General features: G+C 67.1%; 26 protein-coding genes and 1 pseudogene. 16 read left to right on the forward strand and 11 right to left on the reverse strand.

What is annotated here, in order from left to right:
• Positions 1-194 precede the first annotated feature (194 nt).
• The 11 genes and pseudogenes from PE061_RS06010 to PE061_RS06060 all read left to right on the forward strand — a co-directional run bounded on the left by PE061_RS06010 (position 195) and on the right by PE061_RS06060 (position 7,004).
• Entirely contained in the window at positions 195-1,025 is an 831-nt protein-coding gene (locus tag PE061_RS06010; RefSeq protein ID WP_271258248.1) for a pyruvate, water dikinase regulatory protein, read from the forward strand.
• Entirely contained in the window at positions 1,022-1,621 is a 600-nt protein-coding gene (locus tag PE061_RS06015; protein WP_271258249.1) for a Maf family protein, read from the forward strand. Before PE061_RS06010 ends, PE061_RS06015 begins: the two co-directional genes overlap by 4 nt.
• On the forward strand, positions 1,618-2,430 hold the full coding sequence (locus PE061_RS06020; RefSeq protein ID WP_271258250.1) for a shikimate dehydrogenase family protein: 813 nt from the start codon (positions 1,618-1,620) through the stop codon (positions 2,428-2,430). Before PE061_RS06015 ends, PE061_RS06020 begins: the two co-directional genes overlap by 4 nt.
• Positions 2,427-3,005 (forward strand): annotated as a pseudogene (gene coaE / locus PE061_RS06025) (dephospho-CoA kinase); the annotation flags it as partial. The gene PE061_RS06020 and the pseudogene coaE, both read left to right, overlap by 4 nt.
• Positions 3,006-3,034: 29 nt before the next feature.
• The gene (gene dnaQ, locus PE061_RS06030; protein WP_271258251.1) at positions 3,035-3,721 is read left to right on the forward strand and encodes a DNA polymerase III subunit epsilon; all 687 of its coding nucleotides are present in this window, start codon (positions 3,035-3,037) and stop codon (positions 3,719-3,721) included.
• Positions 3,722-3,826: 105 nt separating this feature from the next.
• A complete protein-coding gene (gene hpf / locus PE061_RS06035; RefSeq protein ID WP_271259134.1) occupies positions 3,827-4,411 on the forward strand; it encodes a ribosome hibernation-promoting factor, HPF/YfiA family in 585 nt (194 codons plus the stop codon).
• Positions 4,412-4,462: 51 nt separating this feature from the next.
• Positions 4,463-4,921: a PTS IIA-like nitrogen regulatory protein PtsN gene (gene ptsN / locus PE061_RS06040; protein WP_271258252.1), complete on the forward strand. Its 459-nt coding sequence runs from the start codon at positions 4,463-4,465 to the stop codon at positions 4,919-4,921.
• Complete coding sequence (locus tag PE061_RS06045; RefSeq protein ID WP_271258253.1) at positions 4,918-5,286, forward strand: PilZ domain-containing protein; 369 nt, start codon at positions 4,918-4,920, stop codon at positions 5,284-5,286. Before ptsN ends, PE061_RS06045 begins: the two co-directional genes overlap by 4 nt.
• An 8-nt stretch (positions 5,287-5,294) precedes the next feature.
• Complete coding sequence (locus tag PE061_RS06050; RefSeq protein WP_271258254.1) at positions 5,295-5,618, forward strand: DUF1491 family protein; 324 nt, start codon at positions 5,295-5,297, stop codon at positions 5,616-5,618.
• 165 nt (positions 5,619-5,783) lie between these two features.
• Positions 5,784-6,485: a cell wall hydrolase gene (locus tag PE061_RS06055; RefSeq protein ID WP_271258255.1), complete on the forward strand. Its 702-nt coding sequence runs from the start codon at positions 5,784-5,786 to the stop codon at positions 6,483-6,485.
• 39 nt (positions 6,486-6,524) lie between these two features.
• Positions 6,525-7,004 (forward strand): MmcB family DNA repair protein, encoded by a 480-nt coding sequence (locus PE061_RS06060; protein WP_271258256.1) that lies wholly within the window; start codon positions 6,525-6,527, stop codon positions 7,002-7,004.
• Here the strand turns inward: PE061_RS06060 and PE061_RS06065 are convergent.
• The 3 genes from PE061_RS06065 to PE061_RS06075 are packed head-to-tail and all read right to left on the reverse strand — an operon-like array spanning position 7,001 to position 9,554.
• On the reverse strand, positions 7,001-7,594 hold the full coding sequence (locus tag PE061_RS06065; RefSeq protein ID WP_271258257.1) for an ActR/PrrA/RegA family redox response regulator transcription factor: 594 nt from the start codon (positions 7,592-7,594) through the stop codon (positions 7,001-7,003). The genes PE061_RS06060 and PE061_RS06065 overlap by 4 nt on opposite strands.
• Positions 7,591-8,895, reverse strand: a complete 1,305-nt coding sequence (locus PE061_RS06070; protein WP_271258258.1) for an ActS/PrrB/RegB family redox-sensitive histidine kinase — start codon at positions 8,893-8,895, stop codon at positions 7,591-7,593. Before PE061_RS06070 ends, PE061_RS06065 begins: the two co-directional genes overlap by 4 nt.
• An 11-nt stretch (positions 8,896-8,906) precedes the next feature.
• A complete protein-coding gene (locus tag PE061_RS06075) occupies positions 8,907-9,554 on the reverse strand; it encodes an ankyrin repeat domain-containing protein (RefSeq protein ID WP_271258259.1) in 648 nt (215 codons plus the stop codon).
• Between the two features lie 62 nt (positions 9,555-9,616).
• On the opposite strand from PE061_RS06075, the gene PE061_RS06080 reads away from it, so the two are divergent.
• From PE061_RS06080 to PE061_RS06090, 3 genes are read left to right on the forward strand one after another with little or no spacing between them, the layout of a single operon-like run.
• Positions 9,617-10,249: an SCO family protein gene (locus PE061_RS06080; protein WP_271258260.1), complete on the forward strand. Its 633-nt coding sequence runs from the start codon at positions 9,617-9,619 to the stop codon at positions 10,247-10,249.
• Positions 10,237-10,680: a YcgN family cysteine cluster protein gene (locus PE061_RS06085; protein WP_271258261.1), complete on the forward strand. Its 444-nt coding sequence runs from the start codon at positions 10,237-10,239 to the stop codon at positions 10,678-10,680. Before PE061_RS06080 ends, PE061_RS06085 begins: the two co-directional genes overlap by 13 nt.
• On the forward strand, positions 10,677-11,420 hold the full coding sequence (locus PE061_RS06090; protein ID WP_271258262.1) for a M48 family metallopeptidase: 744 nt from the start codon (positions 10,677-10,679) through the stop codon (positions 11,418-11,420). Before PE061_RS06085 ends, PE061_RS06090 begins: the two co-directional genes overlap by 4 nt.
• Here PE061_RS06090 and PE061_RS06095 read toward each other — a convergent pair.
• Positions 11,397-13,310 carry a transglycosylase domain-containing protein gene (locus PE061_RS06095; protein WP_271259135.1) on the reverse strand — a complete coding sequence of 638 codons (1,914 nt, stop codon included), beginning with the start codon at positions 13,308-13,310 and terminating at the stop codon, positions 11,397-11,399. The genes PE061_RS06090 and PE061_RS06095 overlap by 24 nt on opposite strands.
• A 376-nt stretch (positions 13,311-13,686) precedes the next feature.
• Between PE061_RS06095 and PE061_RS06100 the strand changes: the two genes are divergently transcribed.
• Positions 13,687-14,385: a hypothetical protein gene (locus PE061_RS06100; protein WP_271258263.1), complete on the forward strand. Its 699-nt coding sequence runs from the start codon at positions 13,687-13,689 to the stop codon at positions 14,383-14,385.
• A gap of 103 nt (positions 14,386-14,488) precedes the next feature.
• A complete protein-coding gene (locus PE061_RS06105; protein ID WP_271258264.1) occupies positions 14,489-16,012 on the forward strand; it encodes a lipopolysaccharide biosynthesis protein in 1,524 nt (507 codons plus the stop codon).
• 94 nt (positions 16,013-16,106) lie between these two features.
• Here PE061_RS06105 and PE061_RS06110 read toward each other — a convergent pair whose 3' ends face one another.
• The 7 genes from PE061_RS06110 to PE061_RS06140 all read right to left on the reverse strand — a co-directional run bounded on the left by PE061_RS06110 (position 16,107) and on the right by PE061_RS06140 (position 23,839).
• Positions 16,107-16,505: a DUF2948 family protein gene (locus PE061_RS06110; RefSeq protein WP_271258265.1), complete on the reverse strand. Its 399-nt coding sequence runs from the start codon at positions 16,503-16,505 to the stop codon at positions 16,107-16,109.
• Entirely contained in the window at positions 16,498-17,778 is a 1,281-nt protein-coding gene (murA, locus tag PE061_RS06115; RefSeq protein ID WP_271258266.1) for a UDP-N-acetylglucosamine 1-carboxyvinyltransferase, read from the reverse strand. The genes PE061_RS06110 and murA overlap by 8 nt, the downstream gene beginning before the upstream one ends.
• Positions 17,779-17,782: 4 nt before the next feature.
• Complete coding sequence (gene rarD, locus PE061_RS06120) at positions 17,783-18,664, reverse strand: EamA family transporter RarD (protein ID WP_271258267.1); 882 nt, start codon at positions 18,662-18,664, stop codon at positions 17,783-17,785.
• Between the two features lie 4 nt (positions 18,665-18,668).
• Positions 18,669-19,223: a dCTP deaminase gene (dcd, locus tag PE061_RS06125; RefSeq protein WP_271258268.1), complete on the reverse strand. Its 555-nt coding sequence runs from the start codon at positions 19,221-19,223 to the stop codon at positions 18,669-18,671.
• A 27-nt stretch (positions 19,224-19,250) separates the two neighbouring features.
• Entirely contained in the window at positions 19,251-19,733 is a 483-nt protein-coding gene (locus PE061_RS06130) for a UPF0262 family protein (RefSeq protein WP_271258269.1), read from the reverse strand.
• Positions 19,734-19,982: 249 nt separating this feature from the next.
• Complete coding sequence (locus PE061_RS06135; protein WP_183795816.1) at positions 19,983-22,976, reverse strand: type I restriction endonuclease subunit R; 2,994 nt, start codon at positions 22,974-22,976, stop codon at positions 19,983-19,985.
• A complete protein-coding gene (locus PE061_RS06140) occupies positions 22,973-23,839 on the reverse strand; it encodes a DUF4868 domain-containing protein (RefSeq protein ID WP_183795813.1) in 867 nt (288 codons plus the stop codon). Before PE061_RS06140 ends, PE061_RS06135 begins: the two co-directional genes overlap by 4 nt.

Genomic DNA, 23,839 nt, shown 5'->3' on the forward strand with positions numbered 1-23,839 from the left:
CTGCCGGTTTGCGGCGCGCGGCGCGACTTATCCACCGGATTCACAAGACGATGCGGGAACTGTCCACCTGGGGATGATCTGCTTATGGCGACCCGCGGAAGGATGCGCGACCGCCCGCTTGCCCGTTATCCCGCGAGTCCTTAAGCGAGTCGTCCGGGGGCTTATCCACAACCGCGCCGGGAAGGAGGCGACACATGCGGCTGCACTTGCATCTCGTCTCCGATTCGACCGGCGAAACGCTTGAATCGGTTGCGAAAGCCGGACTCGCGCAGTTCGAGGACGTCGAGACGATCAAGCATTTCTGGCCGCTCGTCCGATCGAAGGGCCACCTCGACCGCGTGCTGATGGACATCGCCAAGCGCCCCGGCCTCGTGCTGTTCACGCTGGTGAGCGGCGAGATGCGGACCCACCTCGAGGCGCGCTGCCGTGCGATGGGGCTGCCGGCGGTCGGCGTGCTCGATCCCGTGATCGAGGGCCTGCAAACCGTGCTCGGCCAGCGCGCCGCCGCCCGGCCAGGCCGCCAGCACCAGATGGACGAGGCCTATTTCCGCCGCGTTGCCGCCATCGACTACACGATGAACCACGACGACGGGCAGGGCGCCGACAACTGGGAGGAAGCCGACATCCTGCTGATCGGCGTCTCGCGCACCTCGAAGACGCCGACCTCGATCTACCTCGCCAACCGGGGCTTCAAAACCGCGAACCTGCCGCTGGTGCCGACGAGCCGCCCGCCCGAGCAGCTCTTCCGCCTGTCGAAGCCGATGGTCGTCGGGCTCACCACCAATCCCGACCGGCTCGTGCAGGTGCGCCGCAACCGCCTGCTCAGCCTCGCGCAGGCGCCGGAGACCGCCTATGTCGACATGGACGTGGTGACGAAGGAGGTCGCGGCGGCGCGGCGGCTCTGCGCCGACAACAACTGGCCGGTGATCGACGTGTCGCGCCGCTCGATCGAGGAGACGGCGGCGGCGATCATCAACCTCTACAACGAGCGCGCCGAGACGCACGCCAACGGTTCGGCGGCATGACGTCACTCGTTCTTGCGTCGACGAGCGCCTCGCGGCAGGCGATGCTGACCGCGGCGGCAGTGCCCTTCGAGGCCTTGCCGCCGATGGTCGACGAGGCCGAGCTGAAGCGCGGGCTCGCCGCCGAAGGCGCGGACGCGCGGCGGATCGCGGACGCGCTCGCCGAGGCGAAGGCGGTGAAGGTGTCGCGGAGGCTGCCGGGCGCGCTAGTGCTCGGCAGCGACTCCGTGGTGGCGCTCGACGACGGCACGCTGATCGACAAGGCGCCCGACCGGCAAACGCTCGCCGCCCAGCTCCGGATGCTGCGCGGCCGCGCGCACCGGCTGGTGTCGGCCGCGGTGATCGCGGAGAACGGAACGGCCGTCTGGCGTTTCGTCGGTGTCGCGAGGCTCACCATGCGCGACTTTTCGGATGCGTTCCTCGACGCCTATCTCGACGCCTGCGGCGATGTGCTGCTCGGCTCGGTCGGCGGCTATCATATCGAGGGGCGCGGCGCGCAGCTCTTCGCGCGCATCGACGGCGACCAGTTCACGATCCGCGGCCTGCCGCTTCTGGCCGTGCTCGATTACCTGAGGACCCGCAGCGTGATGCCGACATGAGCCTGCCCTACGCGGAGGTGATCGGGGATCCGATCAGCCATTCCAAGTCTCCCCTCATCCACAAATTCTGGCTGGACCGGCTCGGCATCGCCGCCGACTACCGCCGCGCCCACGTGAAGGCGGAAGGCCTTGCCGCCTATATCGAAAGCCGCCGCAGCGATCCCGACTGGCGCGGCTGCAACGTCACGATTCCGCACAAGATCGCAGTGATGGACCATGTCGCCGACCCAGGCGGCGTCCGCGCGAGCATCGGCGCGATGAACACGATCGCGCGCGGCGAGGACGGCGCGCTGTTCGGCACCAACACTGATGCGGGCGGCTTCTTCGCCCCGATTGCGGGGCTCGACCTCGAAGGCCGGCCGGTGGCCGTGGTGGGCGCGGGCGGCGCGGCACGCGCCGTTCTGTTCGCCCTGTCGAAGGCGAATGTCGGCCCGGTGACGGTGCTGAACCGCAGCCCGCTGAAGGCGATGGGCCTCCTCGCCGCGTTCGGCCTCGAGGGATCGGCGAAGCCGCTCGATGCGCCGCTTCCCGAGGCGGCGCTGCTGGTGAACGCGAGCGCGCTCGGCATGACCGGACAGCCGCCGCTCGACCTCGACCTCTCGCCGCTTGCCGAGGACGCCGTCGTCTACGACATCGTCTACAGCCCGCTCGAAACGGGCCTTTTGAAAGCGGCGGCGGCGCGCGGCCTCGAAACTGTCGATGGGCTCGAAATGCTGATCGGCCAGGCCGCGATCGCCTTCTCGCTGTTCTTCGGCACCGCCCCGCCCGAAGGCTGCGAGGACGAACTGAAGGCGCTGCTCGCGCGATGATCGTCCTCGGCCTCACCGGCTCGATCGGCATGGGCAAGTCGACCGTCGCGGCGATGCTGCGGCGCGCGGGCGTACCCGTGTTCGACGCCGATGCGGAGGTGCACCGGCTGCAAGGGCCCGGCGGCGCGGCGCTGGCGCCGATCGAGGCGGCGTTTCCGGGGACGACCGGGCCGAACGGCGTCGACCGCGCGAAGCTCGGCGCGGCGGTGTTCGGGAACGCCGAGGCGCGCCGCCGCCTCGAGGCGATCGTGCACCCGATGGTGCGGCAGGCGCAGCAGGCGTTCCTAGCGGCGGCGCGGCAAAACCGCGCGGCGATCGTCGCGCTCGACGTTCCGCTGCTCTTCGAGGGCGGCGGCCATGCCCATGTCGACGCCACCGTCGTCGTGTCCGCGCCCGCGCACGTGCAGCGCCGCCGCGTGCTCGCGCGGCCGGGGATGACGCACGAGAAGTTCCGCGCCATCCTCGCCACGCAGATGCGCGACCGGGAAAAGCGCCGCCGCGCCGATTTCGTGATCGACACGGGGCAGGGCCTGCGCGAGACGCGGGCCGAAATCCGTCATCTCGTCTCTTGTCTCCGGCGTCATGGAGTCCGATATTGCAAGACATGCGTGAGGTCATCTTCGACACCGAGACCACGGGTCTCGACCCGTCGGACGGGCATCGCATCTGCGAGATCGGCTGCGTCGAACTCGTCAACCGCATCGAGACGGGGCGCACGTTCCACGCGTACATAAACCCGTGCCGCCCGATGCCCGCCGAGGCCGAGACGGTGCACGGGCTTTCCGACGCGTTCCTTGCCGACAAGCCGACGTTCGCGGCGATCGCGGCCGAGTTCGTGGCCTTCGTGGGCGACGCGCGGCTCATCGCGCACAACGCCGAGTTCGACCGCCGCTTCGTGAACTGGGAGCTCCGCAACACGGGGCACGACCAGATCCCGATCGAGCGCGTGGGCGACACGCTCGTCATGGCGCGCAAGAAATTCCCCGGCGCCAAGCATTCGCTCGACGCGCTGTGCACCCGGTTCAGCATAGATCTCACCGCGCGCGACAAGCACGGCGCGCTGCTCGACGCGCAGCTTCTGGCGCGCGTTTACGTGGAGCTGATGGGCGGCCGGCAGATCGGCCTGTCGCTCGGCCAGGCGTCGGCGCGCGAGGAAACGGTTGCGGTCCGCGTCGAACGCCGCTACGTGGCGCCCCGCCCGCACGCCGCGACGCCTGAGGAGTTGGCGCGGCACGCTGCCTTCCTCAAGCTCTTGAAGACTCCGCTCTGGGAGCAGACGGGCACGGATTGAGTCCTGTTGGGGTCGGATGCGCGCCTGCGCGCGCGTCCGGTGACGAGTTTTACCGCCATCGCCCGGCATCCGGCGGGCGAGGCCAAGAAGAAAGGATGGGCCGAGATGGATATCCGCGTTTCCGGTCAACAGATTGATGTCGGCTCCTCGCTGACCGCGCATGTCGACAGCAGTCTCGATGCGATGGTGCAGAAGTACGGCGTGCGCGCCACCGGCGCGAACGTCACGCTGAAGCCGGGTCCGCACGATGCCGGCTTCGTCTGCGATATCCTGTTGCAGCTGACGCAGGGCCTGGTGCTGAAGGCCTCGGACCGGTCGATGAACGCCGCGCAGTTCGCCTTCGACGGCGCCGCCCAGAAGATCGACAAGCAGATCCGCCGCTACAAGCGCAGGCTGGAGGATCACCACCGGCTGAACGGCGTGAAGGACGTCGCGTTCGATGCCGAATACCGCGTGCTGCGCGCGGCGGGCGAGGACGCGGAACAGGCGGACGAGAGCGCCGACAACCCGCTCATCGTCGCCGAGACCCGCGTCGACATTCCCGAGGCGAGCGTGTCCGACGCCGTGATGATGCTCGACCTCCGGCACACGGGCGCGCTGATGTTCCGCAACAGCAGCACGGGCGCCTACAACATGGTGTACCGCCGCGAGGACGGGCACATCGGCTGGGTGGAACCGCCCGCCGCCTGAGCGGCGGCGCGTTAACGGCCCCTCCAGACGGCCCGGAGTAGAAGCGCAAGCATGTTCGACCTGGTCACACCGCGAACCGTCCACACGGGACTGCGCGCCGGCAGCAAGAAGGCGCTGCTCCAGCAGCTCGCCGCGCTTGCCGCGGCCGTGGTGAACGTGCCCGAGGCGCGGATCATGGAGGTGCTGCTCGAGCGCGAGCGACTCGGCTCCACCGGGCTCGGCGGCGGCGTCGCGGTGCCGCACGCGCGGCTTCCGGAGCTGAAGACCGTGCAGGGCCTGTTCGCGAAGCTCGACCCGCCGATCGACTTCGACGCGATCGACCGCCAGCCCGTCGATCTCGTGTTCATGCTGCTCGCGCCCGAGGACGCCGGCGCCGACCATCTGAAGGCGCTCGCGCAGATCAGCCGCATGTTCCGCGACCGCCGCCTCGTCGACAAGCTGCGCGGCACCAACAATAGTGATGCTCTTTACGCGCTTTTAAGCGGAGTCGGGCATAGCGAAGCAGCATGAGCATCGAAGACACCCAGGCTGAAGGCAAGACGGCGCGCCTCGCGGGCCGCCGTCAGGTCGTATTCAAGGGCGAGGTTCGCCTGATCGACCGGCAGTTCGGGTGCATCGTGCGCGACATATCGACGAGCGGCGCGCGCATCGCCTGCAAGCAGATGCTGCCGAAAGGCACCGCGCTCCACCTGTTCCTGCCGAAGTTCGGCACGTTTCCGTGCCTCGTCGCGTGGGCGGACCAGGGGCTGATGGGCCTCGTCTTCGTCGACGGCGACTCGGGCGGGCTGCAGCGGCTTGGCGACAAGGCGCGTATGCTCGGGCTGCTCGATGCCAAGCCGGATCAGCCGGGACACGCCGCCGCCGCCAGCGCCTGACCGGCGCGATGCGAATCAGGACCGACATCTGGCTCGGCGCGCTTCGCCGCCGCGTCGAGGCCGCGGGCGGATTCGCCACCGTCATCGCCAAGGGCGAGCCCGATTCGGGTGCCGTCCTGCTGCTGCTGCGCGATTCGTCCGGCACGCTGACGGCGCTTTCCCGCGTCAACATGGGCGACGGCAAGGTCTCGTGGCAGCCGATCTTCGAAAATCGCGAGGAGCGCGACCCGGCGGCGCAGGACGCGCTCGAAAAACGCAGGAAATTCGATCCCGATCTGTGGATTATCGAACTGGATGTCGATGATCCGCAACGTTTTGTCGATAAAGATTAACGGAATATGTTGACTCCCGACTGTTCGGGAGGCAATTCCCACCGCGAATTTGTTGGGCGCCATTCCCGGTGGGCAGGCGCTGATGTTGAACTCCCGGCGCTGGCGGCCTGACTTTCGGCCCCGCTCGCCCCTTCGGGCGGCCCCGGACAACGAGCGGACCCTTCCATGTCTAGATCCATACGGGGCATCGGCCTCGTCGCGTCGTGCGCGGCGATGATCGCGATGGTGTGGCCGAGCGCGGCCCCGGTGGCGGGCGACGTCATCGTCTCCAACCTGAAGCCGGCCTCGATCGCGCTCGACGTGCCGATGGCCGCGCCGCAGGGCCTGCCCTTCTCGCCGATCCGCATCCAAAACGAACTGGATGTCGACCAGACGCCGCGCGTCAGCCCGATCGCCGCCGCGCACGAGGCCGAAGCGGCATCCGCACCGTCATCCGCACCGGCGCTCGATCTCGCCGCGCTTGTCGGCGATGTTGCCGACATGCACCGCAGCGAACTCGACGGCGACATGCGCTGCCTCGCCAGCGCGATCTATTTCGAGGCGCGCGGCGAATCGCTCGAAGGCCAGCTTGCCGTCGCGCAGGTCATCCTCAACCGCGCGGCGCACGACCGCTGGCCCGACGACATCTGCGGCGTCGTCTACCAGAGCGGGCAGTTCTCCTTCACCTTCGACGGCAAGCCCGACGTTCCCGCCGTGAAGGGCCCGGCGTGGAGGCGCGCCGAGGCCATCGCGATCATCGCCGCGGCGCAGGGCTGGCAGGACGTGACCGACAAGGCGACCTTCTTCCACGCCACCTACGTGAAGCCGGGCTGGCGCCGCGTGAAGGAAGAGACCCGTCGCATCGGCGGGCACGTCTTCTACCGCTAGACGTCTTTCGTTCCCGCCTTGTTCTGCTAAAGTAGGGCGATGAGCTCCGCCGCGCTGCCTGCCGAAACCCCGATGATCGCGTGCGACGTGGTGCGCGGCGTTTGCCGCATGTTCCATCATCTGGGCCTCGCCGCGCTCGCCGAGGTGCCGCTGCGCAACGGCCGCCGCGCGGACGTCTATGCGGTGGACGCGAAGGGCGAAATCGTCATCTGCGAGGTGAAGGTGTCGCTCGCCGATCTGCGCGGCGACATGAAGTGGCCGGACTATCTCGATTTCTGCGACCGCTTCTTCTGGGCGGTGCCGCCGCACATTCCCGCCGCGATCCTCGATGAAGCGGCGTTCCGGCCGGAGATCAGCGGCGTCATCGTCGCCGACCGCTTCGACGCGGCGATCCTGCGGACGGCGCCGGCGAGCCCGCTCCCCGCAGCGCGGCGGCGCACGGAAATCCTGCGCTTCGGGCGGCTCGCCGCGAGCCGCTTGCAGCGGTCGGAGGACCCGTTCTTCGGAGAACTTTCCTAACGCGGCGAGCGCTTGGAGAGGATGCGTTGCAGCGTCCGCCGGTGCATCTTCAGACGCCGCGCGGTTTCGGAGACGTTGCGGTCGCAAAGTTCGTAGACGCGCTGGATGTGCTCCCATTTCACGCGGTCGGCGGACATCGGCTCGTCGGGCGGCGCGGGCTTCGCCTCGCCGGGGGCGAGCAGCGCGTTCAGTATGTCGTCGGGATCGGCGGGCTTCGGCAGGTAGTCGACCGCGCCGGCCTTCACCGCCGCGACGGCGGTGGCGAGGTTGCCGTAGCCGGTGAGCATCACGATGCGGATGCCCGGCCGCAGCGCGCGCAGCTCGCCGACGAGGTCGAGCCCGTTGCCGTCGGCGAGCCGCATGTCGAGCACGGCGTAGGCCGGTTTCAGCTCGGCGGCGATGCCGCGCGCCTCGGCGATGCCGGAGGCGGCCGCGACCGTGTAGCCGCGGCGTTCGAGCGTCAGGCCGAGCCGCTGGCGAAAGGCGTTGTCGTCGTCCACGAGCAGCAGCGTGCGGTCTGCGGCGGCGCGCGGCGCGCCGGTTTCGGTTTCGTCGGTCCGGGTTTCGCCGGTTGTGGTATCGGGGGTCATGCCTGTCCTTCCGTTCCTGCCGCGATATAGGCGATCGGCCAGACGATTTCGACCACCGCGCCGCCGCCTGCGGCATTTCGAAACGCAACCCGGCCGCCGGTGCGCTCGATGAGCGTGGTGGCGATGAAGATGCCGAGCCCCGTGCCGCCGCGCGCCGAGCGCGACGGGCCGAGGTACGGCTCGCCGAGCTGCGGCAGCAGCTCGGGCGGGAAACCGGCGCCGTCGTCGGCGATTTCGAGCGCCACGCTGTCGTCATCCGTGGTCGCCGTGATCCGCACGTCGTGCGCCGCGTGGCGCACGGCGTTGTCGACGAGGTTCAGCAGGCCGTGCAGCAGCTCGGGCGTGCGCGCCACCACGGTCGCGGGAGCCTCGACGTGCACGCGCTTGCCGCTCGCCTCGAAGGGCTGCGCGACCTCGTGCAGCAGCACGCGGAGCGGCACGTGGGGAAACGGCGCATCCACCTCCGCGCGCCGCGCGAGATCGGCCATGATCTCGCGACAGCGCCTCGCCTCCCGGTCGAGCAGGGCGACGTCCTCGCCGAAGTCGGGGTCGCCTTCCAATGTCTCGGCGAGGTCGCGCGCGACGAGGCTGATCGTGCCGAGCGGGCCGCCGAGTTCGTGCGCCGACGCCGCGGCGAGCGCGCCGAGCGCCGACATCTTCGTCTCGCGCTCCAGCACCGCCTGCGTGATGACGAGCGCCTGCTGCCAGCGCCGCGCGTCGAGCGACACGCGCAGCACGTAGATGGCGAGGAAGACCACGGTGAAGCCGAGCGCGACGAGGCTGGCGAGCACGTAGATCGGCGGCAGTGCCGGCGGCGGCCCCGCCCACGGCAGCGGCAGCGACCACTTCCAGAGCACGCCGAGGATCGCCGTCGCGATGAGGATCAGCGCCACCGTGGCGCGCGCGCTGAGCAGCGTCGCGGAGATCGTCACCGGCACGACGAGCAGCACGCTGAACGGGTTGGCGAGCCCGCCGGTGAGGTAGAGGAGGACGCCGAGCTGGAGCAGGTCGAAGGCGAGGTGCAGCAGCGCCTCCACGCCGACGAGGCGCGCGGTCGGCGCATAGAGCGTCGAAAGCCCGATGTTGAGCACCGCAGAGGCGAGGATCGCCGCGCCCGCCGCCGCAAGCGGCACCTGGAAGCCGAGCAGCAGGTGCACGACGAGGAACGCGATCGACTGGCCGGCGATCGCCATCCAGCGGATGGTGACGAGCGTGCGGACGCGGACGCCCGCCGTGCCGAGCGCCGTCGGCAGCGGGGCCTGCTGGAGCGGCGCCTGCGGAAGCGATTGCGGCTGCGGCACGCCGCGGCCCGTCAGTTTCCGGGGTTCGGAAGCGGCAGGACGGTGACCGGCTTCGCCTCGTCGGCCTTGCTCTCGTCCGCCTTCGCCTTGTCGTCGTTGTCCTTGAACATGCGCACGATCGCGGTGGCGCGGCGGTCGCGCTCGGCGTATTCGCGCGCTGACATGCCCGCGACATGGTCGGCGAGATCGGGGTTCGCGCCCGCATTCAGCAGCTCGCGCACCACCATGGCGTTCCTCTGCTGCACAGCGACGATCAGCGGGTTCTCGCCCCGGCTGTTCGCGGCGTTCACGTCGGCCTTGCGGCGCACGAGCGTCTGGATGCCGTCGATGAAGCCGAGCTGCGCGGCGACGTGCAGCGGCGTGTTGCCGTCCTTGTCGCGCACGTTCACGCTGGCGCCGTTGGCGATCAGGAAGTTCATCCACGGCACGTCGCGGCGCCGCGTCACGATGTGCAGCGCCATCTCGCCGGATTCGCTCTCGCGCATGTCGATCAGCGTCGATCCCGGCTGGTCGATCAGCGATTTCACCTTCAGCACGTCGCCGTCCTTCACCGCCTTGAAGAAGTTGTAGCGGTCCGAGAATTGCGCGGCGGCCGGCGCGGCGAGCGACAGCGCGGCGAACATCGTGAGGAAGGCGGCAAGGTTACGCAGGCTGGCCATAGTGGTGCGGATCCGATTTGTCCCCGGGAGCAAAGCTGGTCTATAGGCCGGACAGGCTGAATATGAAACAACCGCGTCGCCTTCCCTTCCTTCGCATCGCGCTGCTGCTCGCGGCCGCCGTCGCGCTCGTGGCGGCCTTCATCTGGCTCGCCGCGCCGAAGCCCGCGGCGCAGGGCGTGGAAGCGCCGCCGCTGGCGGGCGCGCCGATCGGCGGCGACTTCGCGCTCACCGACCAGGACGGGGGCCGCGTCACCAACGACAGCCTGAAGGGCCGCTACCGCCTCGTCTATTTCGGCTACAGCTTCTGCCCGGACGTGTGCCCGGTGGACGTGCAGCGCATGGCGCAGGGCCTGCAACGCTTCGAGGCCGCGAACCCCGCCGCCGCGGCGCGCGTGCAGCCGGTGTTCGTCACCGTCGATCCGGCGCGCGACACGCCCGCCGTGCTCAAGGACTTCGTGGCGGCGTTCCACCCGCGCCTCGTCGGCCTCACCGGGACCGAGGCCGAGGTCGACACGGCGAAGCGCGCCTACCGCGTCTATGCCGCGAAGGGCGAGGGCACGGACGCGGAGAACTACCTGATGGATCACAGCGCGTTCATCTACCTGATGGACCCGGACGGGAAACCGATGCTGTATTTCGAGCGCGGCGACGATGCGGCGGCGATCGCCGCGGGCCTTGCGAAATGGGTGCGCTGACGCCGCCCTTCTGGGAAACGAAGCGGCTCGAGGACATGTCGCGCACGGAGTGGGAAGCGCTCTGCGACGGCTGCGGCAAGTGCTGCCTGCACAAGCTGGAGGACGAGGAGACCGGCGAGCTCGTCGCCACCAACGTCGCCTGCCGCCTGCTCGACCGGCGCACCGGCCGCTGCTCCGACTATCGCAACCGCCGCGCGCACATCCCGGACTGCGTGCGGCTGACCCCCGCGAAGGTGCGCAGCATCGACTGGCTTCCCTCCACCTGCGCCTACCGCCTGCTGGACCTCGGCGAGCCGCTGCCCGACTGGCACCCGCTCATCACCGGAGACCCGGAAAGCGTGAAGCGCGCCGGCGAGTCGGTGAGCGGATGGACGGTTTCGGAGGACGAGGCGGGTCCCCTCGAACATCACATGCTGGACCGTGCGCTATGAGCCTCGCGTTCCTGCGGCGCACCCTGTCGCGGCAGCCGGCGCTGCCCGACGTGGTCGAGGTCGACGGCCGCACCGTGCCGCTTCGGGTCCGCGTCAGCCCGCGCGCCCGGCGCATGACGCTTCGCGCCGACGCCGCGCTCGGCTGCATCGGCCTCACCCTGCCGCACGGCGTCTCGCACCGCCGCGCCGCCGCGTTCCTCGAAAGCCAGAGGCCGTGGATCGCGGCGTGCACGCGGAAATGGCCGTCGCCGCAGCCGTTCGAACCCGGCGCCTGCATTCCTTACGGCGACACTGCGCTCAGGATCGAATGGCGGGCCGACCTACCGCGCACGGCGCGGCTGGAGGACGGCGTGCTCTACGTCGGCGGACCGGCGGAGATGATCCCGCGCCGGGTCGAGACCTGGCTGCGGCGCGAGGCGCTGCGCCTGCTCGCCGAGGATTGCGCCGCGCTTGCCGCCGCCATCGGGCGTCCGCCGCCGCCGATCCGGCTCGGCGACACCACCGGCCGCTGGGGCAGTTGCAGCAGCCGCGGCGCGCTCGCCTTCAGCTGGCGGCTGGTGATGGCGCCGGAGTTCGTGCGCCACGCCGTCGCCGCGCACGAGGTGGCGCACATCGTCCACCACAACCACGGGCCGGAGTTCCATGCGCTGTGCAGCCGCCTGTCGGGCGCCACCGCGCGCAAGGCGACGCGCTGGCTCGCCGCGCACGGCGCCGCGCTACATTGGATCGGGCGTCGCTGACGGTTCCACGGGCGGCGCGGCCTCTTCCAGCCACGCATTGTCGAGCGCCTGCCGGCGCACGCGCGGCAGCGGATTGCCGTCGCCGTCCACCGGCACCTCGATCGCGCCCTGATAGTCGGGCCCGCCGCGGTAATATTCGTCCGGATAGCCCGCGATCGTGCCGTCGAGGCCGTAGACCTCCGCGTCGGGCTCGCTCAGCGTGTCGTCGATCTGGATGTTGCTGTTCAGCTCGACGACCGGCATTCCCTTGGTCGCGACGCGCATGAACGCCGCGAAGGCGCGCGCCGGGGCCGTGCCGCCCTGGAGCCCGCCGACGCGCTTGTTGTCGTCGCGGCCCATCCACACGCCCGCGGTGAGATCGCCGGTGAAGCCGACGAAATAGCCGTCCTTGTTGGAGCTGGTCGTGCCGGTCTTGCCCGCCAGAGGTCGCCCGATCTGCGCCTGACGCCCGGTGCCGGTCTCGACCGCCGCCTGCAAGAGGTTGGTCATGTTGGCGGCGACCCACGGCGCCACGAGCACGCGCGGGTTCTCCGCCTCGCGCTCGTAGAGCTTGCGGCCGCGCGCGGTCTCGATCGACGTCACCGCATAGGGCCTCACCTCGATGCCGCCGCGCGCCACGGCCGCGTAGGCGGAGGTCATGTCGATGAGGCGGACCGTCGAGGCGCCGAGCGCCGTCGCGGGCTGGCGGCTGACCGGCGTCGTGATGCCGAAGCGCCGCGCCATGTCGGCGACGGCGTCGAAGCCGACGCGCGCGCCGAGCTGGACCGCGACCGTGTTGACGGAGAGCGCGAACGCCTGCCGCACCGTTATCTCGCCTGTAAAACGCCCGTTCGCGTTGCGCGGGCTCCAGCCGTCGATCCGCACGGGCTCGTCGACGACGATGTCGTCGGGAAGCACGCCGCTTTCGATGGCGGCGAGATAGACGAACAGCTTGAACGCCGATCCCGGCTGCCGCTCCGCGACCGTCGCGCGGTTGTAGAGCGATTCGACATAGTCCTTGCCGCCCACCATCGCACGCACCGCGCCGTCGTGTGACAGCGCGACGAGCGCGCCCTGCGTGTCTGCAGGCGTCTCGGTGCGGACGGCGTCCTCCGCCGCCTTCTGCATCGAGGACAGCAGCGTCGTGCGCACGACGAGCGGCTCGACCGTCTCGTCGGTGAGGATGTCGAGCTGCGACATCACCCAGTCCGTGAAATAGCGCACGTTGTTCTGCCGGGCCTGCGGCGCGAACGTGATCTCCTTCAGCTCCGCCTGCGCGGCGGCGAGGTCGGGCAGCGGCTTCGTTTCGTGGATCACCGACAGCACGACCGCGGCGCGCTGGCGCGCCCGCTCGGGATCGGACGAGGGCGCGTAGCGCGACGGCGCCTTGACGAGACCCGCGATGATCGCGGCTTCGGGCAGGCTCAGCGTTTTCGCGCTGTGGCCGTAGAAGCGGCGGCTCGCCGCGTCGATGCCGTAGGCGCCGCCGCCGAAATAGACGCGGTTCAGGTACAGCTCGAGGATCTGCTCCTTGCTGAACTTGCGCTCGATGGCGAGCGCGAGCAGGCCTTCCTTCGCCTTTCGCGTCCACGTGCGGTTGTTGTTGAGGAAGATGTTGCGCGCGAGCTGCTGCGTGATCGTGGAGGTCGCCTTCAGCCGCTCGCCGGTCTTCACGCTCACGAAGACGGCGCGCGCGATGCCGAGCGGGTCGATGCCCGGATGCCAGCGGAAGCGGCGGTCCTCCACCGCCATCATCGCATCCGCCATCACTTCGGGAATCTCGTCGTAGGTCAGCCACTGGCCGTAGGACGGGCCCACCGACACGAGCACCGCCCCGTCCGCCGAAAGCACGCGGATCGACTGGCCGTTCGGCGAGCGCATCATGTCGTCGAACGAAGGCAGCGACGACATCTGGATGCCGACCGCCACCACCAGGATGACGAGCAGGAGGGTTCCGAAGGCGAGCGAGATTTTCAGCGCTGATTTCAGAAATCGGCCCAAGGCGTGCGTATCCGTTACCGTCCCCGTGTGCGCCGTGTATGCGCCAATCGCGGCGGCAACAAGGCTCGTTCGACGAAGAGATTGCCCGCGCCGACCTTTCGCCAGCCTGAAGCACGCGCCCGCGCCGGGGCCGCGCGGCAATAGTTAATACATGGTTAATTACTTCATGTGCGGAACATGTTCATTTCGAACATGCAAGAACCATAAGTAAAAAATGAATTAATCTGTTCGACAATGAAATAATTCACCATGATGTCTCCATTATCGACTAGATTGCCGGTCGCTCATGAAACCGGAAGTCATCACCGTGCCATCCGTTCCGGGCGCCGCGACATTCGCGCGGCAGGAACGCTGGCTTCTGGCCGCGCTGCTCACGGCGGCGGCGGCGGTGTTCATGCTGACCTTCTTCGCGATGCAGCCGTTCGTCGCCGAGCGCGTGGCGGGCGAGCTTCGGGACGACGCGGCACGCTCGGCCGCGCCCGCCTTCGATATTGATGCCGAACTCTCCGATCTGATGGAAACCGATCCGGCGGACTTGTCGGCGGGCGCCAATCTGCCGCCCGCCGATGTCTTCGCCGACGCGAAGGGGCCGCCGCTCAACCTCCTCGCGCAGGTCGAACGGCCGCACGTCGAACTGGCCGCCGCAGCGCCCGCCCCTGTCTCCACCGCCGTCCCCGCTGGCCCCGTGCTCACCGAGGACGAAAAGATGATCGTCGAGGCGAACGCCGAACGCCGCGCGGTGAAGCTGGCGCTCGAACGGCTGTTCGCGCGCACCGAGCACGGCGAGACCAGCCTTGCCGCGGCGGTCATCGTGCAGCCGCTGCTGCGCCGCGCCGAGCAGGCGGCCGGACAGCTCGACGTCTACGGCGACGCGCTGCTGCTTTCGGAAGGCCCGCTGATGAAGCAGGTCGCGTTCGCGGGCTTCCACGCGAGCCGGGCCGCCGCGCTGATGGACATCGAACGCGCCGAGGCGATCCTGGGCTGAGGCCATTCCGGGCCGAGGCGAGCGCCTCCGCAAATCCGCTCACACTTTGGCGCGCGATCCTCTAAAGCGGTGCCATGAGGACGAACCGCCCGGTGCGCCGGGTTTGACCGAAAAGACGGAAGACGGGACGCGCGGCGCGGATACCGCGGCGCTCGCCAAGGGCGGGCGCACGAATTTCTTCGGCTTCGTGCTGCGGCTGCTGGCGCGTCTCCCCTTCCTGTTCATCGCCGGACAGCTCTACGGCGCCGAGGCGCTCGGCCGCTTCGCCTACGCGACGATGATCGTCGAGCTGATGGCGGCGCTCGCCACCATCGGCCTCAAGCGCGGCCTCGCCAGGGAGCTGAGCAAGGGCGACCGGCCGGAAAGCCACGTCATCGGCGACGGGCTGGTGCTGGCGTGGATGCTGTCGCTCTTGGGCGCGCTCATCATGGTCGCGGTGCCGCAGATCGTCTTCCCGAACAGCAAGATCTCGGGGCTCGACCGCATCTTCCCGCTCACGGCGATCTTCATCGTCGGCTCGGACGTCGCGCTTGCCGCGCTCGCCTACCGGCACCGCGTCGGCGCGACCGTGACCGCGCGCTCGATCGTCGAGCCGTGGGTGCTGACGATCTTCGCCGCGGCGCTCGCCTTCATCCCGGAATGGAAGCCGGACGCGATGATCATCGCCTACGCCGTGTCGCTCGGCGCGGCGTTCGTCGCGTCGATCGTGCCGTGCGTGCGCCTGTTCGGCCTGCCGCACGGCTGGCGTCCGCATCCCGTCCGTCTGTTCCGCATGATGCGGGAGAACCTGCCGATCGCGGGCGCCGACGCCATCGAATGGGCGTCGCGCCGCATCGACCTGCTGATCCTCGGCCAGTTCGCCACGCCCACGGTGCTCGGCATCTATTATGTCGCGCAGCAGGTGGTGACGCTGCCGCAGAAGCTGAAGGTGACGTTCGACCCGATCCTTGCGCCGGTCATCACGAACGGGCTGAAGCAGGCCAACAACGCCGTCATCGCCGGGCACCTCCGGCAGGTCGGCTTCTGGATCCTCGCCGCGCAGATCGGCATCGCGCTGTCGCTCGGCATGACCGGGGAGGCCGTGCTCGATCTCGTCGGCGAAGGCTTCGGCAGCGGCACCATGATCCTCAACCTGCTGCTGCTCGCCGAGATCGCCTACGTGACGGGCGCGGTCGCGGAGACCTGCCTCGTCTACACGGCGCGGCACCGCAACCTGATGCTGTCGGTCGCGACGCTCGGCGTGCAGGTCGGCCTCACGCTCGCCTTCATTCCGCTGTTCCGTGTGCTGTTCCCGGCGGAGTCCCCGAACGCGGCGGTGAACGGCGTCGCGCCCGCCGCCGCGCTGCTCGCCTCGGCGCTGTTCGCGACGGTCGTGAAATCGCGGCTGCTGCGCGCCACGCTCGGCGAGCCCGTCTCCGGCTGGCGCTGGCCGATGCTGCTCGCGGCGGGCGCGGCCTTCGCCGTGGGCATCCTCGTGCAGCGCTACCTGCCCGCGTACTGGGAACTCGTGCTCGGGCTTCCGGCCATCCTCGCCACCTACGGCATCGTGCTCTGGTATCGCGGCTTCCGGGAAGAGGACCGTTTGCTGTTCGCCGGGCGCGAGAAGCTGCTGAAGGAACGCTCCTAGAGTGATTTCGAGGCAGGTGGACTCACCTGCCGACTCGGAAATCACGAAAAATAAACAGGAAACTCATTCCGATTCAGATCGAACCGGAACGAGTCTAGAGCGTGTGGCGCGGCGTGCGCCGCGTGCCCCACGGGCCGCTGAGATCGTGCAGCTCGACGTCGATGCACTCGGCCTCGGCGCGCAGCGCGGCGCCGCCCGCGAAATCGAGCTCGATGCCGCCGTCCGCCCAGCGCAGCGCGAGCAGGTCGAGCACCGTGTCCGGCGACGGCCAGCCCCGCCGCCTGAGTCCGGTCAGCGAATCGAGGCGCAGCGCGCAGCGCGCGCGGGAAGGCTGCCGCGTCTCCCAGCGGTAGCGGTTGGCGATGAGAACGAGCCGCCGCGCCTTTACGTCGTAGGCGACGTCCCCGGCCTTCACGGCGGCGTCCTGCATCAGCGCGGAGAGCGTTTCGAGGTCCGCCTCGTCCGCGGCGAGGAGCCGCAGCCGCTCAGTCACTGGGAACCCGCGCGATGTCGGCGCCCGCGCCGGAGAGCTTCTCCTCGAGATGCTCGTAGCCGCGATCGAGGTGATAGACGCGGTTCACCACCGTCTCGCCCTCCGCGGCGAGGCCCGCGAGCACGAGGCTCATCGAGGCGCGAAGGTCGGTGGCCATCACCTGCGCGCCGGTCAGCTTCGCGACGCCGTGCACCTCGGCGGTGCGGCCGGAAACGCGGATGTCCGCGCCCATGCGCGCGAGTTCCGGCACGTGCATGTAGCGGTTCTCGAAGATCGTCTCGGTGAGATGGCTGGTGCCTTCAGCAAGCGCCAGCATCGCCATGAACTGCGCCTGCATGTCGGTGGGGAAGCCGGGAAACGGCTGCGTCTCGATGTCGATGGCGCGGATGCGGCCGGTGTGTTTCACGCGCACGCCCGCCTCGGTGGCCTCCACCTCCAGCCCCGCGTCGCGCAGCCGGTCCGCGACGACGCCGAGCGTGGCGAGATCGGCGCCAACGAGCTCCACCTCGCCGCCCGCCGTGCCGACCGCGCAGGCGTAGCTGCCCGCCTCGATCCGGTCCGGCATCACCGCGTAGGTGGCGCCGTGCAGGCTGGTGCGGCCCTGCACGCGGATCGTGGGCGTGCCGTGGCCCTCGATCTTCGCGCCCATCGCGTTCAGGCAGTTGGCGAGGTCGACGATCTCCGGCTCGCGCGCCGCGTTCTCGATCACCGTCTCGCCGTTCGCGAGCACGGCGGCCATCAGCGCGTTCTCGGTCGCGCCCACCGAGACGATCGGGAAGGCGATGCGTCCGCCGACGAGGCCCTTCGCCGTCGTCGCCTTCACGTAGCCCGACGTCACCTCGATCTCGGCGCCGAGCGCCTCCATCGCCTTCAGGTGCAGGTCGACCGGCCGGTTGCCGATCGCGCAGCCGCCGGGCAGCGACACGGTGGCCTCGCCCGCGCGCGCCAGCAGCGGCCCCAAGACGAGCACCGAGGCGCGCATCTTGCGCACGATGTCGTAGGGCGCGAGCGTCGAGGTGAGCCGCGCCGCCTTGATGGTCATCACGCGCCCGAACTCGCCGCGTCGGTGGCCCTCGATCAGCGTCGAGACGCCGTGCTGGTTCAGCAGGTGGCCGAAGGTGTCGACGTCGGCGAGGCGCGGCAGGTTGCGCAGCGTCAGCGGCTCTTCGGTGAGGATCGCCGCGGGCATCAGCGTCAGCGCCGCGTTCTTCGCGCCCGAGATGGCGATGCGCCCGGAAAGCGGCCTGCCGCCGCGAATGATGATCTTGTCCATGCGCTTATCGTCTAGCGGGAATTGCGGCGGCGCGTAAACCGCCGATGGAGAAGACGACGAGCCCGGCCCAGATGCAGGCGAAGGCGGCGAGCCGCCAGATGTCGAGCGGTTCGCCGAACACGAAGACGGCGACGAGGAACACCATCGACGGCCCGATGTACTGCAACATGCCGAGCGTCGAGAGCGACAGCCGCCGCGCGGCGAAACCGAACAGGCCGAGTGGAATGATGCTGACGAGGCCGGCGCCGACCAGCGCCGCGTCGGTGATGAGGTCATGCCGGAACAGCCCGCCCGGCGCCAGCGCCAGCCAGCCGGCCGCCAGCGGCGCGACGAAGCCCGTCTCCACGATGAGCGCGGTCACGGGATCGACGGCGGTGTATTTCCGGATGAAGCCGTAGAAGCCGAACGAAAGGGCGAGGCCGACCGAAACCCAGGGAAGCGCGCCGTGCGCGACGGTGACGATGGCGACGCCGATCACTGCGAGCGCGACCGCAATGCGCTTCGCCGGCGGAAACGCCTCCTTCAGCAGCAGCACGCCGAGCGCGACGTTGAGCAGCGGCTGCATGAAATAGCCGAGGCTGGTGTCGAGCGTGCGCCCGTTCAGCACCGCCCACGTGTAGATCAGCCAGTTGGTCGCGATCAGGAGCCCGCTCGCCGCGAGCATCGCCAGCAGGCGCGGCCTCCCGAGCGCCGCGCGCAGCCGCGGCCAGCCCCGGATCGCCGCGGCGGCGACCGCCAGCAGCACGAACGACCAGAGCACGCGGTGCGCCAGCACGTCGCCCGCCGAAATCCCGTCGAACAGGCGCAGATAGAGGGGCATTAGCCCCCAGATCAGGAAAGCGCCGACCCCCGCCGCGAGGCCGCGGCGCGCCTGTTCGTTGCTCACCGCCTCAAAGCCGCGGCAGCGTCACGCCGCGCTGGCCCATGTACTTGCCCGCGCGGTCGGCATAGCTCGTCTCGCACGGCTCGTTGCCCTGCAGGAACAGGAACTGGCAGGCGCCCTCGTTCGCATAGATGCGCGCGGGCAGCGGCGTCGTGTTCGAGAATTCCAGCGTCACGTGGCCTTCCCAGCCCGGCTCCAGCGGCGTCACGTTCACGATGATGCCGCAGCGCGCGTAGGTGGACTTGCCGAGGCAGATGACGAGCACGTCGCGCGGCACGCGGAAATACTCGACCGTGCGGGCGAGCGCGAAGGAATTGGGCGGGATGATGCACACGTCGGTCTTGCGGTCGACGAAGCTGTTCGACGCGAAGTTCTTCGGGTCGACGATCGCCGAATCGACGTTGGTGAAGATCTTGAACTCGTCGGCGACGCGCGCGTCGTAGCCGTAGGAGGAAAGCCCGTAGCTGATCGTGCCCTCGCGGCGCTGGCCGTCCACGAACGGCTCGATCATGCCGCTCGCCTGCGCCTGCGCGCGAATCCACTTGTCGGACATCACCGCCATGAAGGCCCGCCCTTCTTCGAAAATGCGTCAGCCGCGGATGTGCAGCACGCAGATCAGCGTGAATAGCCGCCGCGCCGTGTCGAAATCCACTTCGATCTTGCCGCCGAAGCGCTCGATCAGCGTTTCGGCGGCGGCGTTGTGGATGCCGCGCCGTGCCATGTCGACGGTTTCGATCTGGCCCGCCGTCGATTGCCGGATCGCCTGGTAATAGCTTTCGCAGATCGCGAAATACTCGCGGATCACGCGGCGGAACGGCGACAGCGCCAGCACGATCGTCTCGATATGCGCGCCGTCGCTGCCGGAGATGTCGATGGCGAGCCGCCCGTCCTCGACGCGCAGGCGGATCCGGTACGGCCCCTCGTGGTCGCCGCCGCGCGGCGTCACGAGCCGGAAGCTGTTGCCTTCGAGGAGATCGAAGATGGCGACCCGGCGCTCCTGCTCGATATCGGCGCTGCGCCACAGGATGGTGCGGTCGTCGAGCTGGACATCAATGATGCGGTAGTCGCCCATGCCGCTGCTTTATCGGCGCGTGCGCCGGGACGATAGCCCCGAAAGCGGCTGCGGCGAACGGCGGGGGAAGAAGAAATGGCGCGCCGCGCCGGGTGAAGATGACAACTACGTTTACTCCATAGCCCTATAACTCAGAGTTGGACAACTGATCTAAACCAATGATATTACAATGGGTTTCCGGTCGATACGTTTTCATTATGCATTTCTGCTGACCCGGCGCCAAAGCGCCGGGATATCGTTGCTGTCGGCTCATCGGGCATTCTCCCGCGCTTCACGCAGGGCACGGTTAAAGAAGTGGCGAGTCGCCTTCTCCCGAGCTTGGGCGTCCGTCAGCACGATATTGCGCATCTCGTTGTCGCGCTGAAACATGCGGATCGCCCCCTGAAAGAAAGCTTGGGCGAATGCCGTGTAAACGACATCCGGGGGGTTGTTTCGGAGCATCTCGGTCAGGTCTTCATCGAGAATTTCACGATTTACTTGCTCGAAGCGGATCATGTCCGCTTCTGAAAACTCCGTGCCGTGACGATCATTAAATGCCCGTACGATCTCGGACAGCTCTTTGCGCTCATCTTCCGTGTATTCCTTCGCGCCGAATTCGCTGATTGCTTTCAACGCTTGAGTATCACCGGGGGAAAGCGAGGCGCTGCCCTGCTCTTTCTGATCCACTTTGAACGCCTGAAGACGGAGCATGTCTTCGGTCAGTTCAATTTCCGGCGGCACCTCACGGTTTGGCAGCAGACGTGACAGCCAAGCGCCATAGCTCGCGAGCTTTTCGAGGCCAGTATCTTCAAGTCGGATCACCTGTGCGATGAAGCTATAGAAGCGATTGTAGCTTTTCAGGAGCTGGCGGAATTCTTCCTGCCGACCTTCATCGTCATCGGCCTCGAACCGGGCTACGGCGTGGCGAACTAGCCCCTCAAGACGGGCGCGGTCACCGCCGCCCAATGGCCCTTTGAAATAAACCTGCGCAAAACGTTCAATTTCGTCTCTGTCGAGGTAGCCGAATTTGTACAAGCGTCCTTCAAGATCATAGACCTGATTAGGGTCGGACATGGCCTCAACGGTCGTGTCCTCATAGTATGGTCGAAACGCATTCTGGATGTCTTCGATGGTGTTTTGAAAGTCGAGGATAAAAGTTCGTTCTTTACCGGGTCTTGTGCGATTCAAACGGGACAGCGTCTGGACGGCCTGAAGGCTCGCCAGCTTCCGATCAACATACATCGCGCAGAGCTTCGGCTGGTCGAAGCCAGTCTGATATTTCTCTGCGACAATGAGAATACGATACGTCTCAGAGTACGGCGAGCCATCAGGCTTGAATCCATCGAAACGGCCCGGCAACTCGGTTTCGGAAAAACCGTTCACGTCGGCTTCCGTATAGGTCTCACCGTCCAGCTCAAGATCGCCGGAGAAGGCGACAAGCGCTTTCAGGTCGGCATAGCCTTCGGTCTCCATATAATTGCGTACGCCGAAATAGTAACGCAGCGCGTGTTCGCGGCTTTGCGTGACGATCATCGCCTTGGCCTGTCCATTCAGCTCACCCATGATGTGCCGCCGAAAGTGTTCTACGATAATCTCGACCTTCTGACCGATGGCTGTCGCGTGGAGCGTCGCATAGCGTGCGACCTTGCGCTGTCCCCTCCGCCCGCTGAGCTGAGGATCGTCTTCGATGGTTTTTTCGAGTTGGTAATAGGCTTTGTAGGTCATGTAATTCTGGAGTACGTCCAGAATAAAGCCTTCTTCGATGGCTTGGCGCATCGAGTAGAGGTGAAACGGGTGCGGCAACCCGTCCGTCCCTTTAATGCCAAAACGCTCCAGCGTGACGTTGCGGGGCGTAGCCGTAAACGCAAAGAAGCTGATATTGGCCTGTGGACCGCGCGCCCGCTGATACTCGGCAATCAAATCCTCGATGTCCTCGCTTGAGGACGCCTCTCGGGTGAGCGCGTCCGTCATGGCCTGCGCCGATTTTCCAGACTGACTCGAATGGGCCTCATCAACGATGACGGCAAAGCTGCGATTGCCCTGTCCTGAGATTTCACGAAGGTGGTCTGTCGAGAATTTCTGGATGGTCGTAACGATGATCCGCGCACCCTTGGCAATAGCATCCTTCAGCTGTCGGGACGTACCGTCGATCTTTTTCACAACGCCGCTGGTCTGCTCGAATTGTGATACGGTGCCTTGTAGCTGCCGATCGAGAACGACGCGGTCAGTCACAATGATCGCGGTATTGAAAACCTGCTTATCGGCGGCATCGTGCAGGTTGATAGCATGATGAGCGAGCCAGCCGATTGTGTTGGACTTTCCCGATCCGGCCGAATGCTGGATCAGATAGTTGCTGCCGGGGCCGTTCGCCTTGGCATGCCCTATCAGCCTGCGCACAGCATCAAGCTGCTGGAACCGGGGGAAGATCATGGCTTCCGATTTGCCGGCCGCCTCAAGATGCATGAACTGCCCGATCACATCGAGCAGGACGGAGCGGGAGAAAATAGCATCACCCCACTCTCCCGAACGATAGAGGTAAGCCACCCGGAATTCGTCATCAACATCCGGGTTTCCGGCTCCGCCATCGCGTCCCCGGTTGAACGGAAGGAAACGGGTTTTTCCGTTCTGGAGGTGCGTCGTCATGGAGACATTGTCTTCATCGACGGCAAAGTGAACCAGTGCACCCCGCTTAAACGTCAGCAGCGGTTCACCGGCTGGCGAACGATCCTGCCGATACTGCCTCTCGGCGTGCCGGAAAGTCGATCCCGTCAAGAGGTTCTTGGTTTCCAGAGTGGCAACGGGCAGGCCGTTCAGAAACAGCACCACGTCCAGCCGACCGCCGTGCTTCTGGCTGTATTCGACTTCGTCCATCACGCTAAAGATATTGGCGTGGTATTCCTCCAGCCGCTTCGGTTCGAGGCCGCTGGCGGGCCTGAAATAGCAAATGCTGAAATGAATGCCGGGAACGATCTTAATCCCCTTGCGCAGCACGTCCAGCAAGCCGCGATCCTTCAGCGCCTTAGCCAGCTGTGTGAAAAGAGTATCCTCTGCCGAGGCTGCATAGTGCTGGACGAGCTTATCCCATGCCTCCGGCTGGCTGTGCTGGATAAAGCGCACGACAAGGGCGCGATCCATTGCAAGCGATCGATCAAAATCAGTGGTAGCGAAGCGCTGTTCATAGCCTTCGCCCGCAACCAGTCGTTCGATCAGGTGATTTTGGAGTACTCGCTCCCGGTGCACGGTTTGTGATGAATATGCCGTCATGCCGGTCTCTTGGAATTCGTAATGTAACGCTGACCGGTCAGTGGCGCTTCATAGAGTCCGTCATCGAGGAACCGCAGCAACTTCTTAATGTCGGCACGATCATCTGGCATGACCAGCCTGCCGTTGTTGACCGTCACGGCCACGCCGACCGCACCGCAGGCGGTTTCGATCTGCGGAACGGTGTAGGTGCCGAGGGTGCCGCTGCGACCAATGGCGTGGACAAGTTTTCGAATAGTCTGATCGGCGGCGGCCAGAAAGCTGGCAGCATTCGTGACCTCGAAATGTGCATGCGCAGCAAAATCTTGCACCTCCTGATCCGTGGCGGCGCGATAGACATCGATCAGGTTTATGATTGCGCGCAGCTTATGAAAGCTGCGGAATTTGACCTTGCCGCCTTCGATGACGCAGGTAAGTCCCGTGTCCAGAGAGAATGCCGGGTCCGAGAGACGGCGGAAAGCGTTGCCATCCTGCAAGAGGGAGAAGCGGCGACTTAGAAGCTGCTGGGGAGAGAACCGCTGGACTAGGACTTTTGTGGCACCATTTGCGGAAACGCCCGTGAATATCGCCTTGATGCCCTCAGATGCGATGTTCGCCGTATTGATATCGGGAATGCTGACTGGATTTGCGTTGATGGCGCTCACGAAAATCGCGGCTTCCTGCGGAGTGTCGATGGTGAGGAATTCGTCCTCGTCAGGCGTCCAACTGCCGTCGAACGCTACCTCCGATGTGATACCGTCGCGGAAATCGGCTTCCTGCTGATTGAAGATACCCTCGACCTGCTGCTGCACCGCTTGGTCGAGCCGGACGCGTTTGGCAACAAGCCCCGCTGCAGTCCTGCAGGCAACAAAAAGGTTTTGCGGCAT

The organism is Sphingosinicella microcystinivorans (assembly GCF_027941835.1).
GTDB lineage: Bacteria > Pseudomonadota > Alphaproteobacteria > Sphingomonadales > Sphingomonadaceae > Sphingosinicella.